This is a genomic window from Clostridium hydrogenum (assembly GCF_021432385.1).
GTDB lineage: Bacteria > Bacillota > Clostridia > Clostridiales > Clostridiaceae > Clostridium_S > Clostridium_S hydrogenum.
In genome coordinates, this window is the sequence record NZ_JAEACT010000002.1 from 1 (window position 1) to 15,073 (window position 15,073).

Here is a 15,073-nt window from a genome sequence, read left to right on the forward strand (position 1 = left end):
TAATTTGTTTTCAAATTTCGTTTTTCAAGATTTAATTGTGATTTGTTGTCGCTTGCTGACGACGAATAATATAATATCACATTTTACATTTCCATTTGTATTCTACTTTATTATTATAAATAAATACCTCACTTATACTTCATTTATATCAAAAATACTCTCTTTTAATCATATAGATACTCTTGGAAATGTGGACACATACTATGGGTTTAAGTATTCAATATCATCAACTTAAGGAAGCTTCCCATAAGTTCAATTAATATAAAATTGATTTAAAAAATAACGACACAAATAATCCATTTAATTATTTGAACTAAATAGATTTTTTACATATTAATCTTTTTGTTTTTTAACTATTTAGCTTGATGTTTTGCATATACCTATTTCTACCTTTATATTTTATACGTGCCTTACTTCTCCCAGATCTAATTGGAACTAAGCTTTTTCTAATTTCATTCATCTATATGTCTACAAGGCTTCTTTTTTGCCTTATCCTCTTTTATAACCATTTTAATTATATATTCTCTAAAGTTGTCGACTAATATATTCATATTGACCTTATAGCAATATTTTAATTTTCATTTTTTATTTTTATTCTCATTTACAATATAGTTGGAATCATTTTTTAAATCCTGAATTAAGTTAAATAACAACATTTGGACGACATAAAAATCCTGTTCGACTATTATTGTTTTTTACCAGAAATATTTTCGATATGAAGTTTATTTTTGATTATGCCATAGGCTATTTCAATACCCTAACGTTTTGAAATCCAAGAGTAGAGTGTTTGTATACAAAATATTAGAGAGTAAATCTAAGCCATACTTACAAACTTAAATTTACTCTCTAATTGAACAACTTAATTTAGAATTTCTAAAAAATACTGATTGTATTCCATTAAACTTTACCTATTTAAAACTATTTACTATCTTCTTAAATGTCTTTCCTCTTTCTTCAAAGTTAGCAAACAAATCAAAGCCAGCACATGCTGGAGATAATGTTACTATATCACCTTTAGTACTTACTCTTCTTGCTTCATTAACCGCTTCTTCAAAAGTATCTGCTAATATCATATTAACCTTAATGTTTTTTTCTGCTTCAAGCTTATCAAATACAGCTTTAATCTTGTTTTTAGTAGCTCCAACCAAAATTAAAGTTTTTATTTTATCATATCCATTTTCCGCAAGTGGCTCAAATGGAATATGTTTGTCATATCCACCTGCTATTAATATTACCGGTTTGCCATATGCATTAAGTCCAGATAGAGTTCTTGTTGGGCTTGTAGCTATTGAATCATTATAGTATTTAACTCCATCAAGTTCTCTAACAAATTCACGTCGATGCTCTACTCCCGCGAAAGTTTCTGCTACCTTTTTCATATTTTCTATTTCTACATCATTACTTACCGCGCAAAATGCTGCAAGATAATTTTCAACATTATCCATACCCTTGATTACTATTTCATCTTTTTTGCAAACTTCTTTTTCATCTACAAACAAAGTTCCATCCGCATAATAAGCTCCATTATCAACTTTCTGCTTTCTACTAAAAGTAACAACTCTTCCTTTAGCTTCTGAAACCATTGTCCTAGTAATATCATTATCTATATTGAGGACTAGTAGACCATCCTCTTTTTGATATTTAAAAACATTCTTTTTAGCTTCTACATACTCATTCATATCTTTGTGTATATCTAAGTGGTTTGGACTCAAATTTGTAACAACAGCCACTTCTATAGGCTCATTTATATTCATAAGTTGAAAACTTGAAAGTTCTAGCACTACCTTATCTTCTGATTTAATTTCTTCTATTTGCGAAAATAATGGCGTTCCTATATTTCCTCCAACCCATGTTTTATAGCCTTGAGCTTTTAACATATTATATATAAGAGTTGTTGTAGTTGTTTTTCCATCACTACCTGTTACAGCAAATACTTTCGCAGGGCAATACTTTATAAATTCACCCATTTCTGAAGTTATAAAAGAACCTTCCTGTTTTGCCTTAACCAAGGCAGGACTATCTAACCTCATTGAAGGAGTCTTAAATATCACTTGAAAACCTGTTAACTTATCTAAATAATTTTCTCCAAGTTCTAATTTTACCCCTATTTTTTCAAATTCATCTACTACATCAATGCCTAATTGTTCTTTATTTTTCTTATCAAAAGCAGTTACATTAGCACCTAGTTTAACTAGGAAATGTATAAGTGGTCTATTACTTATGCCCATACCTACAACAGCTGTTTTTTTCCCTTTAATATAATCTTTAAATTCACAAAAGTTCTTCTTCATTTTTCATCCCTCCCATTTCTAATTTTTTATTATACCACTTTCGGTAAGAATAGGATAATACTTTTATATTGCTTTTAAGCATCTTAAAGAAAATAACAAGTCCAACTTTCGGCTATTTTTGCGTAATACTTAGTCACTGTAACACGCTAAGGCAACTGGTATTAACGTGTTACAGTTTCTTGTATTACACAAAACTATCTCTTAATATAGACTTATTATTCTTTAAGCTGCCTTATTTGTCGAAATTTTTTCAATTTAATAAATATAAAAACTTTCTTGTTGGCTATTGAAAAATAATAATATATTATGTTATAATATATTCGTGCCGTAAGGAAAACATTAATATAATTCCCCAAGTTTTAATTGAACATATAACATATCCCCATGATTAAACCCTATTTTGCCGGATTTTTATCCGGCATTTTTCTTTTTTTGCGCATCTTTGACCATTTAAAGTCTTGACCTTCTTAATATTATTCTCTGTTATAACAAAATCAAACTACTGTGCTCTAGAAAATAAAGATGCACCACCTAAATGGTACATCTTCATTTTTTAGGCTATGTTTTAAATAAGTGTTGATTTTCACACTTATTTAAAACATAGCTTCCTTTAGTATGTTTGCTATTTTTAAAAGAATGTTGATGTGATGTGTTGACTTTTATGAACTCTTAGGGTTGCTCGTTTATAATTTTCGTAATTTTGACTAGGACGGTCAAAGCCATTTAGGCATCAGGACGATGCATCTAAATGGGTAGCAAATTATAAACGAGCAATTCTTAGAGTCCATTAATGTCATAAACTCATATCAACATTATTTTAAAACATAGCCTTTTTTAAAATTCTAATTTTTCTTCTATAAACTTTTCTAATTCATCTATTTTTAATCTTACTTGTGTCATTGTATCCCTATCTCTTACTGTTACAGCTTCATCGTTTAAAGTGTCAAAATCTATAGTAATACAATAAGGAGTTCCAATTTCATCTTGTCTTCTATATCTTTTTCCTATGCTTCCTGCTTCATCAAATTCTACATTGAATCTCTTACTTAATTTAGCATGAACTTCTAATGCCTTATCAGAAAGTTTTTTACTTAATGGTAAAATAGCAGCTTTTATAGGAGCAAGTGCAGGACTGAAGTGCATTACTGTTCTTACATCTCCGCCTTCTAATTCCTCTTCATCATAAGCATCTACTAAAAACGCCAATGTAACTCTGTCAGCACCAAGTGATGGTTCTATAACATAAGGTATATATTTTTCATTTGTCACTGGATCTAGATAATTCATATCACTGCCAGAATGGTTCATATGTTGTGTTAAATCGTAATCTGTTCTATCTGCTATACCCCAAAGTTCACCCCATCCAAATGGGAAAAGATATTCTATATCAGATGTAGCTTTACTATAGAATACAAGTTCTTCTGCTGCATGATCTCTAAATCTTAAATTTTCTTTACTTATTCCAAGTTTCATAAGAAAGTCCCAAGCATAATCTTTCCAATACTTGTGCCACTCTAAATCTGTTCCTGGCTTGCAGAAAAATTCAAGTTCCATTTGTTCAAATTCTCTTATTCTGAAAATAAAGTTTCCAGGTGTTATTTCGTTTCTAAACGCCTTACCTATTTGACCTATTCCAAATGGCACTTTTTTTCTTGATGTTCTTTGAACATTTTTGAAGTTGACAAATATACCTTGTGCTGTTTCTGGTCTTAAGTATACTTCAGATGTTGCATCTTCTGTTACTCCTTGAAATGTCTTAAACATCAAATTAAACTTTCTTATATCTGTAAAATTCTTTGCTCCGCATTTAGGACATTCTATTCCATTTTGTTCTATGTAATCTTTTAATTGCTCATTTGTCCATCCATCAGCGCTTACATTATCTTTTCCTTGTGCAGCTAAATGTTCTTCTACAAGCTTATCTGCTCTAAATCTAGCTTTACATTCTTTACAATCCATAAGAGGATCTGAAAAGCCTCCAATATGGCCAGATGCTACCCATACTTCTCTATTCATGAGGATAGCACAATCTAATCCTACATTATATGGACTTTCTTGTACAAACTTCTTCCACCATGCTTTTTTAACGTTATTTTTCAATTCAACACCCAAAGGACCGTAATCCCAAGAATTAGCTAGTCCTCCGTATATTTCTGATCCAGGATAAACAAACCCCCTACTTTTTGCTAATGCAACTATTTTATCCATAGTCTTTTCACAAGCCATTTTAACAACCTCCTAAATATTTATATGCAAAAAGACTACTACCTCAAAGGGACGAAATAAAATTCCGCGGTTCCACCCTTCTTGGCAATAGCCCTACTTTTCAACTATTTAATAATACTCCAAAGATTCCAATTCGCTAAATTCTCTTAATTGTTTTCACCAACCACAATCTCTCTTAAAGAAAACACAGTTACTAATCTTTATCATCGCACAAATATTATTTTTTTCAAAAAAGTAAATGGCTCCGCGAAAAGGATTCGAACCTTCAACCTATCGGTTAACAGCCGAGTGCTCCACCATTGAGCTATCGCGGAATGACTTACAAATAATATTATATCAGGTTTTTTATAAAATGCAATACCTTATTTTAATTTTTTTATATAAATTTCAAATTCATTAGAATGATTAATAATAAAGGAGCTATCAACCGATAACCCCTTTATTTTATATTTAAGCATCTTAAAAAATCATCTTGCAATCTCAATTTGTTATTTTCTTTCAGATGCCTTATTCCTGTAAGAATTAATTTTATTCTTGTGGTGCTGGTTTCATAGTAGGGAATAGTATTACATCTCTTATAGATGACGCATTAGTTAAGAACATGATAAGTCTATCTATTCCTATTCCAAGTCCGCCTGTTGGAGGCATTCCTATTTCCAAAGAATTTATGAAGTCATCATCCATCATATATGCTTCATCATCACCAAGTTCTCTTTCCTTTAATTGCTGTAAAAATCTATCTTTCTGAACTATAGGATCATTTAATTCTGAGTAAGCATTGCATATTTCTCTTCCATATACAAAGCCTTCAAATCTTTCTGTAAACTCAGGATTTCCCCTTTTCTTCTTTGTAAGTGGTGATATTTCAACTGGGTAATCATATACAAAAGTAGGCTGTATCATATTCTTTTCACCGTACTCTTCGTATAATGCATTTAATATATCGCCTTTTGTACAATCTTCAAGTTTCTTCTTAAGTTCAATCTTCTTTTCTTTGGCAATAGCCCTTGCTTCTTCATCAGTTTTTATAGTATTGAAGTCTACTCCTGAATATTCTTTTACTGCATCTACCATAGTTATTCTTCTCCATGGTGGTGCAAAATCTATTTCTGTTTCCTCATAAGTAACCTTGGTAGTTCCATTAACTTTTTCACAAACGTATGCAACTAAGTTTTCAGTAAGCTCCATCATATCATTATAATCAGAAAATGCTTCGTATAATTCCATAGCTGTAAATTCTGGATTATGTCTTACATCTATACCTTCATTTCTGAAATTCTTACCGATTTCATAAACTCTTTCAAATCCGCCTACTATTAATCTCTTTAAATATAATTCTGTTGCAATTCTAAGATACATATCTATATCAAGAGCATTATGATGAGTTACAAATGGTTTAGCAGCTGCACCACCGGCAATTGGAGATAATATAGGTGTTTCTACCTCTAAGTAATCCCTTTTATCTAAGAATTCTCTTATTGCCTTAATTATAGCTGTTCTCTTTAAAAAAGTTTCTCTTACATCTTGATTTATTATTAAGTCTATATATCTTTGTCTATATCTTAAATCTGGATCCTTAAGACCATGGAATTTTTCTGGTAATGGCTTTAGAGATTTAGCTAACAACTGAAAATCAGTTATATGTATAGTTATTTCTCCGGTTTTTGTTTTAAATACTTTTCCCTTTATTAAAACAAAATCACCTATATCAAAAGTTTTGTATTCTTTTAACTTTTCTTCTCCAACATCATCTATTTTTATATAAAGTTGAATCTTACCATACCTATCATATATATCAGAGAAACCAGCTTTTCCGTGAACCCTTTTAGACATAAGTCTTCCAGCTACGGATACTTCTTTTCCTTCTAATTCATCATAGTCTTCTCTTATTTTTTCAGAAGTATGCGATCTTTCAACCTTATAAACGTCAAAAGGATCTTTACCTTGAGCTTGTAAGTCAGAAAGTTTCTGTCTTCTCTCTCTTAAAAGATCATTCATTTCAGCTTCAGCTTTTGCTTCAAGCTTTCTTCTCTTTATTTCTTCTTTTGTCAATTGCTTTTCCTCATTTGACATTACGACACCTCCACTTTTATCTTGTTATGTCCAAAATTTTGTATTTATTTACGCCATCAGGAACTTCTGCCTCTACAACATCTCCCACTTTTTTACCTATAAGTGCGCTTCCAACAGGAGATTCATTAGAAATTTTATTTTCCATAGGTTCAGCTTCTGCAGATCCTACTATAGAGAATACTATTTCTTCGTCAAACTCATAGTCCAAAACTTTAACTTTAGATCCAACACTAACAATATCATTTTTAAGTTCGCTTTCATCTATAACAACAGCATTTTTAAGGGTATTTTCAATTTGCGCTATTTTACCTTCAAGAAATGCCTGGTCATTCTTAGCTTCATCATACTCTGAGTTTTCACTTAAATCGCCAAACGAAAGTGCTACTTTAATTTTTTCTGTTATTTCTTTTCTTTTTGTAGTTTTTAAATATTGTAGTTCCTCTTCTAATTTTTTTACTCCTTCATAAGTGAGCACGTATTTTTTACCTTCACTCATTACAAATTCTCCCCTTTACGTAATATTTAATTATAACCCTTTTTTAACTACGCTGGTTTAAGTAATTATAGAACAGCACCTTGTTATTGTCAATATTGTATCTTTTACTTTACAATATATTTATTCCGTTTTTTATTTTTAATTACACAATTTAGGCATATTAAAAAATAATAATTTCAAATTGAGAAATGCCTTTGTGTAATGCAAGGAGCTGTAACATTTTACTACTGGTCGGCTTAGCGTGCTATGGTGACGAAGTATTACGCAAAATAGTCGAAAGTTGGACTTGTTATTTTCTTTAAAATGACTTAAGTGAAACTTTCTCTATATTCCTCAAGCTTCTTTATTACTTCACTACTATTATTTTCAATATTAATACTGCATTTAATTTCAGTACAATTCTTCAACCCTTTTATATACCACGCTATCTGTTTTCTCATTTCTCTTACTACCCTATTCTCATCGTAGTGATTTAAAGCCATTTTATAATGCTTAATACACATATCTATTCTTTCTACATCTGATGGATATTTCACTTCACGTTTATTTATTTTGTCCAATATCTCACTAAATATCCATGGATTTCCCATTGCCCCTCTAGCGACCATTACGGCATCACAATTTGTGTAATTAATCATCTTTATAGCATCTTCAGGTGAGAATATATCTCCATTGCCTGTTACAGGTATATTAACACTTTCTTTAACCTTTTTTATTATATCTAAATCAGCTGTTCCTGTATACATTTGAGCAGCTGTTCTGCCATGCACTGTTATAGCATCTGCGCCTGCTTCTTCCATAGTTTTTGCAAAATCAACTGCATTTATATTATCCTCATTAAATCCTTTTCTAAACTTAACTGTAACTGGTTTGAAGGTTGCCTTCTTAACTTCCTTTACTATTGAATATGCAAGTTTAGGATTTTTCATAAGCGCTGAACCTTCACCATTTTTAACTATTTTAGGCGCAGGGCACCCCATGTTTATATCTATTATACTTATTTTATCATTTTTATTAAAATATTCGCAGCTTTTTGCCATTACAAGCGGCTCACTTCCAAATATCTGAACAGCAGCTTTTCCTTCTTGCTCTGATATTTGAAATAATTCTTCTGTCTTTTCGCTGCCATAATACAAAGCTTTTGCACTTACCATTTCTGTATATGTAAGTCCGCATCCCATTTGCTTGCATATGCTTCTAAATATAATATCTGTAACTCCTGCCATAGGTGCCAAAAACACATTATTATCAAACCTAATATTTGATATATTCAAAACATCACCTACTTTTTATTTTTCTCATATATTATTCTTAATCCTTCTAAAGTAAGAAATGGATTTATAACATCAACATACTCCGATTCTTCACTTATAAGTTTTGCAAGCCCTCCTGTTGCAACCACTAGAGGTTCTTTTTCTTTAAGTTCCATCAATTCTTTTTTCATTAACTTTACTATATATTCAACTTGCCCTATATATCCATAAACTATGCCAGCTTGCATGCTTGCTATTGTATTTTTACAAATAAGACTAGGTGTTTTAGCAAGTTCAACCCTAGGCAACTTTGCTGCTTTTTGAACCAAAGCCTCTGATGATATAGTTACACCTGGACATATAGCTCCTCCAAGGTAATCTCCATTTCCCCTTACTGCACAGAATGTAGTAGCAGTACCAAAATCTATTATTATCAAGGATCTCTTATATATTTCATGTGCTGCTACAGCATTTACTATTCTATCTGCACCAACTTCCCTCGGGTTATCATATTTTACATTAATACCTGTTTTAACTCCAGGTCCAACTACTACAGGTTCAATTTCAAAGTATTTTCTTACCATGTGCTCAAGTGAATACATAATATTGGGAACAACTGAGGATATTATAGCACCCTCAACCTTTGTAGGTTCAAGCTTATTGTATTGAAATAAATTCAAAACCTGAATTCCATATTCATCAGAAGTCCTTGCAGCAATAGTAGACAATCTCCACTCAGCAACAAGCTTTTCAGAATTATATACGCCTAAAACTATATTAGTATTTCCAACATCCAGAACCAATATCAAATTAATACACTCCTTAAAAATAAGAGTGGCTTTTAATATTGTGTACAGCCACTCTCGTATAATTTGCTAAATAAATCAAACCTTCCATGCAGTTTTATTGTAATAAAGCTATACCATATTTCAATAGTTGAACTGGTTTACCTATTTATTCAATAAAACATAAAACACTTTCTAGAAAAGTCCTACAATAGATCCATCTTCTGCTATATCCATTCTTTCAGCCGCAGGTACCTTTGGAAGTCCTGGCATAGTCATTATATTTCCAGTCATAACAACTATAAACCCAGCACCATTTGATACTCTCACTTCTTTAACAGTAATTCTAAAACCTTCTGGTCTAGCTAGAAGTGCTGGATTATCTGATAATGAGTATTGAGTCTTTGCTACACATATAGGAAGTTTATCCAAATTAAACCTTTCTAATTCACTAACTTGCTTTTGAGCTTGAGTTGTAAAATCTACACCATCAGCTCCGTATATTTCTTTTGCTATAATATTCAACTTTTCCTTGATACTTAATTTTTCATCATATAAATATTTAAAATTGCTTTTTTCATTTTCAATTACATCTAATACTTCTTTTGCAAGTTCTAGGCCACCTTCTCCGCCTTTTTCCCAAACTTCAGCAAGAGCAACTTTAACCCCTTCGTTTTTACAGAATTCTTCTATGCATTTTACTTCATCTTCACTATCAGTTATAAACTTATTTATAGCAACAACTACAGGCACACCATATTTCTTTATATTCTCAATTTGTTTTTGAAGATTTGCAAGGCCTTTTTTAAGAGCTTCAACATTAGGAATATTTAATTCTTTCTTATCTACTCCTCCGTGATGTTTTAATGCTCTTATTGTTGCAACAATTACTACACAATCAGGATTAAGTTTACCATACCTGCATTTTATATCTAGAAACTTTTCAGCACCTAAGTCTGCACCAAAACCTGCCTCAGTAATTACATAATCACCTAATTTTAAAGCCATTTTTGTTGCAAGTATACTGTTACAACCATGAGCTATATTAGCAAATGGACCACCATGAATTATTGCTGGAGTATTTTCAAGCGTTTGAACTAAATTTGGTCTTATAGCATCTTTCATCAAAAGTGCCATTGCGCCTTGAACATTTAAATCTTTGCAATATACTGGATTGCCATCTAAATCATACGCAATTAATATTTTACCCATTCTTTCCTTTAAATCCATAAGACTAGTTGCAAGGCATAATATAGCCATTATTTCAGAGGCAACAGTAATCATGAAACCATCTTCTCTTGGAAAACCGTTAATCTTCCCGCCAAGCCCAACAACTATTTCTCTAAGAGCCCTGTCATTCATATCCATAACTCTTTTAAAAACTATTCTTCTTTGATCTATTCTAAGCGAATTTCCTTGATGTAAGTGATTATCTATAGCTGCACATAACAAATTATTTGCCGATGTTATTGCATGCATATCGCCTGTAAAATGCAGGTTTATATCTTCCATAGGTACTACTTGAGCATATCCACCACCGGCTGCTCCCCCTTTAATACCAAATACTGGTCCAAGTGAAGGTTCTCTAAGTGCTATTACAGCATTTTTATTCATTTGGCTTAAAGCTTCTCCAAGACCAACTGTTACAGTTGATTTTCCTTCTCCTGCTGGAGTTGGATTTATAGCTGTAACAAGTATAAGCTTTCCGTCTTTTTTATTTTCATTTTTTTTCAAAACATCTAGTGATATCTTACATTTATATTTACCATATAAATCAATGTCATCTTCTGTCAATCCAATTTTTTCTGCTACCTTAGCTATAGGCTCCATTTTAGCTTCCTGAGCTATTTCAATATCAGTTTTCATAAGTAAATATCGCCCCTTCTTAAAATTATATAGTTATATTTCCCGTTTTAATAATAATTAACCTTTTATATTATAGCACAATATCTTTTTTTTCAATATGGCTATGTTTTAAATAAGTATTGATTTTCACACTTAGGTATATAAAAAAAGATGGAGAAAATTCTCCATCTTTATCCCTAACTGTTTTGAAATATTTCTTCAAATTCATCAGCTTCAAGTTTTTCTTTTTCAAGTAACGCTCTAGCAACTGCATCTAACTTTGGCATATTTTCTGATAATAATCTTTCTGCTCTGCTATATGCATCATCTATAAGTCTCTTTATTTCTCTATCTATTTTAGCAGCAATTTCTTCACTAAAATTTCTACTTGTTCCAAGATCTCTTCCAAGGAATACCTCATCTTGATCTTTTCCAAAGCTAATAGTACCAAGTGCTTCACTCATACCATATTCCATTACCATCTTCCTTGCGATACTTGTTGCTCTATCTATATCGCTTTTAGCACCAGTACTTATATCTCCGATAACTAATTTTTCTGCAACTCTTCCACCAAGAAGTCCAACCATTTCATCAAGTAACTTACTCTTAGACATATATGAACTATCCTTTTCTGGAAGATGCATTGTATATCCGCCAGCCATACCTCTAGGAATTATGCTTATTTGGTGAACAGGATCTCCATTTGGAAGTAATTTACCCAAAACTGCGTGACCTGATTCATGATAAGCTGTAAGTTTTCTATCTTCTTCATCTACTATTCTGCTCTTCTTTTCAGGACCCATTATAACCCTTTTAACAGCCTCTTCCAATTCAACCATTCCAATTGAAGTTTTCTTATCTCTAACAGCTAAAAGTGCTGCTTCATTCATTAAGTTTTCAAGATCAGCTCCAGTAAAACCAGGAGTGCTCTTAGCAAGTACATCTAACTTAATTTCATCATCCAAATGTTTATTTTTCGAGTGAACTTTAAGTATCTCTTCTCTACCTTTAACATCTGGAGCACCTACTACTATCTGTCTATCAAATCTACCTGGTCTTAAAAGTGCATGGTCAAGTATATCTGGTCTATTAGTTGCTGCAAGTATTATTATGCCCTCATTTGCTCCAAATCCATCCATTTCAACAAGAAGTTGGTTAAGAGTTTGTTCTCTTTCATCGTGTCCACCGCCAAGGCCAGCTCCTCTTTGTCTTCCAACGGCATCAATCTCATCTATAAAAATTATACATGGAGCATTTTTCTTTGCTTGCTCAAACAAGTCTCTAACTCTTGATGCACCTACACCAACAAACATCTCAACAAAATCAGAACCAGAAATACTAAAGAAAGGTCTTCCTGCTTCACCAGCAACAGCTTTTGCAAGAAGCGTTTTTCCTGTTCCTGGAGGTCCAACTAAAAGTACACCTTTAGGAATTCTAGCTCCCATTTCAACATACCTTTTAGGTTCTTTTAAAAAGTCCACTACCTCTTCAAGTTCAGCTTTTTCCTCATCGGCACCAGCAACATCTTCAAAGGTAACCCTTTTTTTAGATTCATTAGGCGTAGTCATTTTAGCTTTGCTTTTTCCAAAGCCCATAACTCCCTTACCACTGCCTCCTTGTGCCTGCTGCATGAACATAACCCAAAGTACAACCATCATTAAAATCAGCAAAATATTAGGTATCCAGCTAAACCAAGCCGGTATATTTGCAGGTGGAATATATGACTCTTCAACATCAGTATTAGGATGAACAGAAAGAAACTGATTTAACCTTGTTAAAGGTACAATAGTTTCAAAAGTACTTCCATCTTTCATTTTTCCGTCAACTGTCATTTTGTCATCCTTCATTTGGAAGCTTTTTATATTATTTTGTGTATATTGTTTTTGAAATTCATTAAAACTTATAGTATTACTAGTTTTATTTGATTGTGATAATGTAAGAACAGTCAAAATAACGACTATAGTTACTACTATCCAAACTGTAGCACTAGATAATTTTTTCACTCTAGGCCCCCCTCTCTATGTATAGCTATTTAAAAATTGTATCATAACAAAATATTGTTTACAACAACATATATATTAATTATTTATAAATTTCTTCTTTTAATATCCCAATGAATGGCAGGTTTCTATATTTTTCTGCGTAATCAAGTCCGTATCCAACTAAAAAGTAATCCGGAACTTCAAATCCAATATATTTAACCTCTATGTCAGCCTTCCTCCTTTCAGGTTTATTCAATAGTGTTGTAATTTCTAAACTATTTGGATTTTTAGCTCTAAGGTACTGTGCTAAATATTTAAGAGTTATTCCCGAATCTATTATATCTTCAACTATTAAAACATCTTTTCCTTCAATACTTGCATCTAAGTCTTTAAGAATTTTAACAACTCCAGATGAAGTAGTTGAATTTCCATAACTTGATACTGACATAAAATCCATAGTACACGGAATATCTATTTGTTTCATAAGTTCTGCCATATACATGACTGAACCTTTTAGCACTCCAATAAGTATTAACTCCTTTCCCTTATAGTCTTCACTTATATTCTTGCCAATTTCTTTGATTTTTTTACTTATTTTCTCCTCATCAAGTAATATTTTTTTAATGTCTTCTCTCATTAGTAATCCTCTCTTTCGATTTTTAGTTTTAATATTTTTTGAGTTTTATCATCTATTTTAAATTTCTCACTCACTTTATATCCAATAATCCATCCTATTTCATCTTCAAAACACACCATTGGAATATTATTTCTATCATCTCTTGGAATCTTTAAATTAATAAATATATCTTTTAACTTTTTATATGATTTCATTCCAAGAGGCATAAATCTGTCGCCTTCTCTTCTGCACCTTATTGACATATTCTTTCCAGTCTTATCAGCATCAAAATACTTTGTATATCTATCACTTTTAACTTTAATTTCATCTTTATTATACAATAATTCACATTTAATTTTAATGTCTTGATATTTTATTTCGCCAGCTTCTTCTATATCAACATTGTATATACTCTCATTTTTAATTATATCCTCATTTTTAACATGCAAACAGATATCTCCATAATTATTGCTAATAACAATTTTATTAGGGAGATTTAGCTTTTTTCCAGTTCCTATTTTCTGAAGGTATATTATATCATCTATATGTTTTTTCTCAAGATTATATGTACTTCCATTTAAATCATAAACTGCTTTTCTAATTATTCTAGATAGTATAGCTTCATGCTCACTAAAAGCGTCCTTATTTATTATAATATTTTTTCCATCAAAGCAACAGTAATTATTGTATTTTTCATAAGATTTTTTTTGCAAATAGTCATCATCAACTTTTATTAAATCACCCAATCTATTTAAAGCCGAAATTATGTCTTCGTTAAAATTACTTTTGATATAAGGTATTAAATCTAACCTTATCTTATTTCTGGAGTATAATCTTTCATTGTTTGTTTTATCAATTCTAGGTGTTATTCTATTTTCTATACAATAGTCTTCTATTTCCTGTCTGCTTATTTCTATAAGAGGTCTAACAAAATATCCGTCTCTTATTGCCTTTATTCCAACCATTCCTGATAACCCTGTGCCTCTTATTATTCTCATAAGCATAGTTTCAGCATTATCATTTGCATTATGTGCAATTGCTATTTTATTTGCATTAAATTTTTCTTTAACTTCTTCAAAAAAGTTATATCTAACTTCCCTACCAGCCATTTCACTTGATAGCTTTTTTTCACTTGCAATTAAATTTACATCTACCTTTTTACAAAAAAATTTTATATTTAATTCCTTGCAAAAATCCTCAACATACCTTTCATCTTCATCGGCTTCTTTGCCTCTCAAGCAGTGATTAACATGAGCTGCACATATCTGTATTTCAAATCGTGATTTTAGTTTATATAGTAAATCAAGTAAACATATTGAATCAGGCCCGCCAGATACTGCTACTACAACTCTATCACCTTTATTAAACATATTGTTTTTTATTATAGTATTAATAACTTTATTTATCAAAAAAAACACTCCAATATCAATTATTCAGAGTACAGAGTACAGAGTACAAAGTACAGTGAAGGATGATTTTTCTCTGCTACCACTACGAAAAATCTAA

At 31.3% G+C, this 15,073-nt stretch carries 10 protein-coding genes and 1 tRNA gene; all 11 read right to left on the reverse strand.

The window, feature by feature from the left end; genetic code table 11:
- Positions 1-908 precede the first annotated feature (908 nt).
- Complete coding sequence (gene murD / locus CUEA01_RS00055) at positions 909-2,291, reverse strand: UDP-N-acetylmuramoyl-L-alanine--D-glutamate ligase (RefSeq protein WP_234117020.1); 1,383 nt, start codon at positions 2,289-2,291, stop codon at positions 909-911.
- A gap of 834 nt (positions 2,292-3,125) precedes the next feature.
- Positions 3,126-4,517: a glycine--tRNA ligase gene (locus tag CUEA01_RS00060; RefSeq protein ID WP_234117022.1), complete on the reverse strand. Its 1,392-nt coding sequence runs from the start codon at positions 4,515-4,517 to the stop codon at positions 3,126-3,128.
- 239 nt (positions 4,518-4,756) lie between these two features.
- A tRNA-Asn gene (locus tag CUEA01_RS00065) sits at positions 4,757-4,831 on the reverse strand.
- A gap of 214 nt (positions 4,832-5,045) precedes the next feature.
- Positions 5,046-6,590: a lysine--tRNA ligase gene (gene lysS / locus CUEA01_RS00070; RefSeq protein WP_234117024.1), complete on the reverse strand. Its 1,545-nt coding sequence runs from the start codon at positions 6,588-6,590 to the stop codon at positions 5,046-5,048.
- Between the two features lie 16 nt (positions 6,591-6,606).
- Positions 6,607-7,086 (reverse strand): transcription elongation factor GreA, encoded by a 480-nt coding sequence (greA, locus tag CUEA01_RS00075; protein WP_234117026.1) that lies wholly within the window; start codon positions 7,084-7,086, stop codon positions 6,607-6,609.
- A gap of 308 nt (positions 7,087-7,394) precedes the next feature.
- Complete coding sequence (gene dusB / locus CUEA01_RS00080) at positions 7,395-8,360, reverse strand: tRNA dihydrouridine synthase DusB (RefSeq protein ID WP_234117031.1); 966 nt, start codon at positions 8,358-8,360, stop codon at positions 7,395-7,397.
- A gap of 8 nt (positions 8,361-8,368) precedes the next feature.
- Positions 8,369-9,148, reverse strand: a complete 780-nt coding sequence (locus tag CUEA01_RS00085) for a type III pantothenate kinase (RefSeq protein WP_234117032.1) — start codon at positions 9,146-9,148, stop codon at positions 8,369-8,371.
- A 171-nt stretch (positions 9,149-9,319) separates the two neighbouring features.
- Positions 9,320-10,990, reverse strand: a complete 1,671-nt coding sequence (locus tag CUEA01_RS00090; RefSeq protein ID WP_234117034.1) for a formate--tetrahydrofolate ligase — start codon at positions 10,988-10,990, stop codon at positions 9,320-9,322.
- A 176-nt stretch (positions 10,991-11,166) separates the two neighbouring features.
- Complete coding sequence (gene ftsH / locus CUEA01_RS00095; protein ID WP_234117037.1) at positions 11,167-12,972, reverse strand: ATP-dependent zinc metalloprotease FtsH; 1,806 nt, start codon at positions 12,970-12,972, stop codon at positions 11,167-11,169.
- 79 nt (positions 12,973-13,051) lie between these two features.
- Positions 13,052-13,588, reverse strand: coding sequence for a hypoxanthine phosphoribosyltransferase (hpt, locus tag CUEA01_RS00100; RefSeq protein WP_234117040.1), 537 nt, complete (start codon positions 13,586-13,588; stop codon positions 13,052-13,054).
- Complete coding sequence (gene tilS, locus CUEA01_RS00105) at positions 13,588-14,976, reverse strand: tRNA lysidine(34) synthetase TilS (protein ID WP_234117043.1); 1,389 nt, start codon at positions 14,974-14,976, stop codon at positions 13,588-13,590. Before tilS ends, hpt begins: the two co-directional genes overlap by 1 nt.
- Positions 14,977-15,073: the final 97 nt, after the last annotated feature.

Coding starts and splice junctions, on each gene's coding strand:
- CUEA01_RS00060 (WP_234117022.1), bottom strand. CDS start 4,517: ATGGCTTGTGAAAAGACTATGGATAAAATAGTTGCATTAGCAAAAAGT.
- lysS (WP_234117024.1), bottom strand. CDS start 6,590: ATGTCAAATGAGGAAAAGCAATTGACAAAAGAAGAAATAAAGAGAAGA.
- hpt (WP_234117040.1), bottom strand. CDS start 13,588: ATGAGAGAAGACATTAAAAAAATATTACTTGATGAGGAGAAAATAAGT.
- greA (WP_234117026.1), bottom strand. CDS start 7,086: ATGAGTGAAGGTAAAAAATACGTGCTCACTTATGAAGGAGTAAAAAAA.
- murD (WP_234117020.1), bottom strand. CDS start 2,291: ATGAAGAAGAACTTTTGTGAATTTAAAGATTATATTAAAGGGAAAAAA.
- CUEA01_RS00090 (WP_234117034.1), bottom strand. CDS start 10,990: ATGAAAACTGATATTGAAATAGCTCAGGAAGCTAAAATGGAGCCTATA.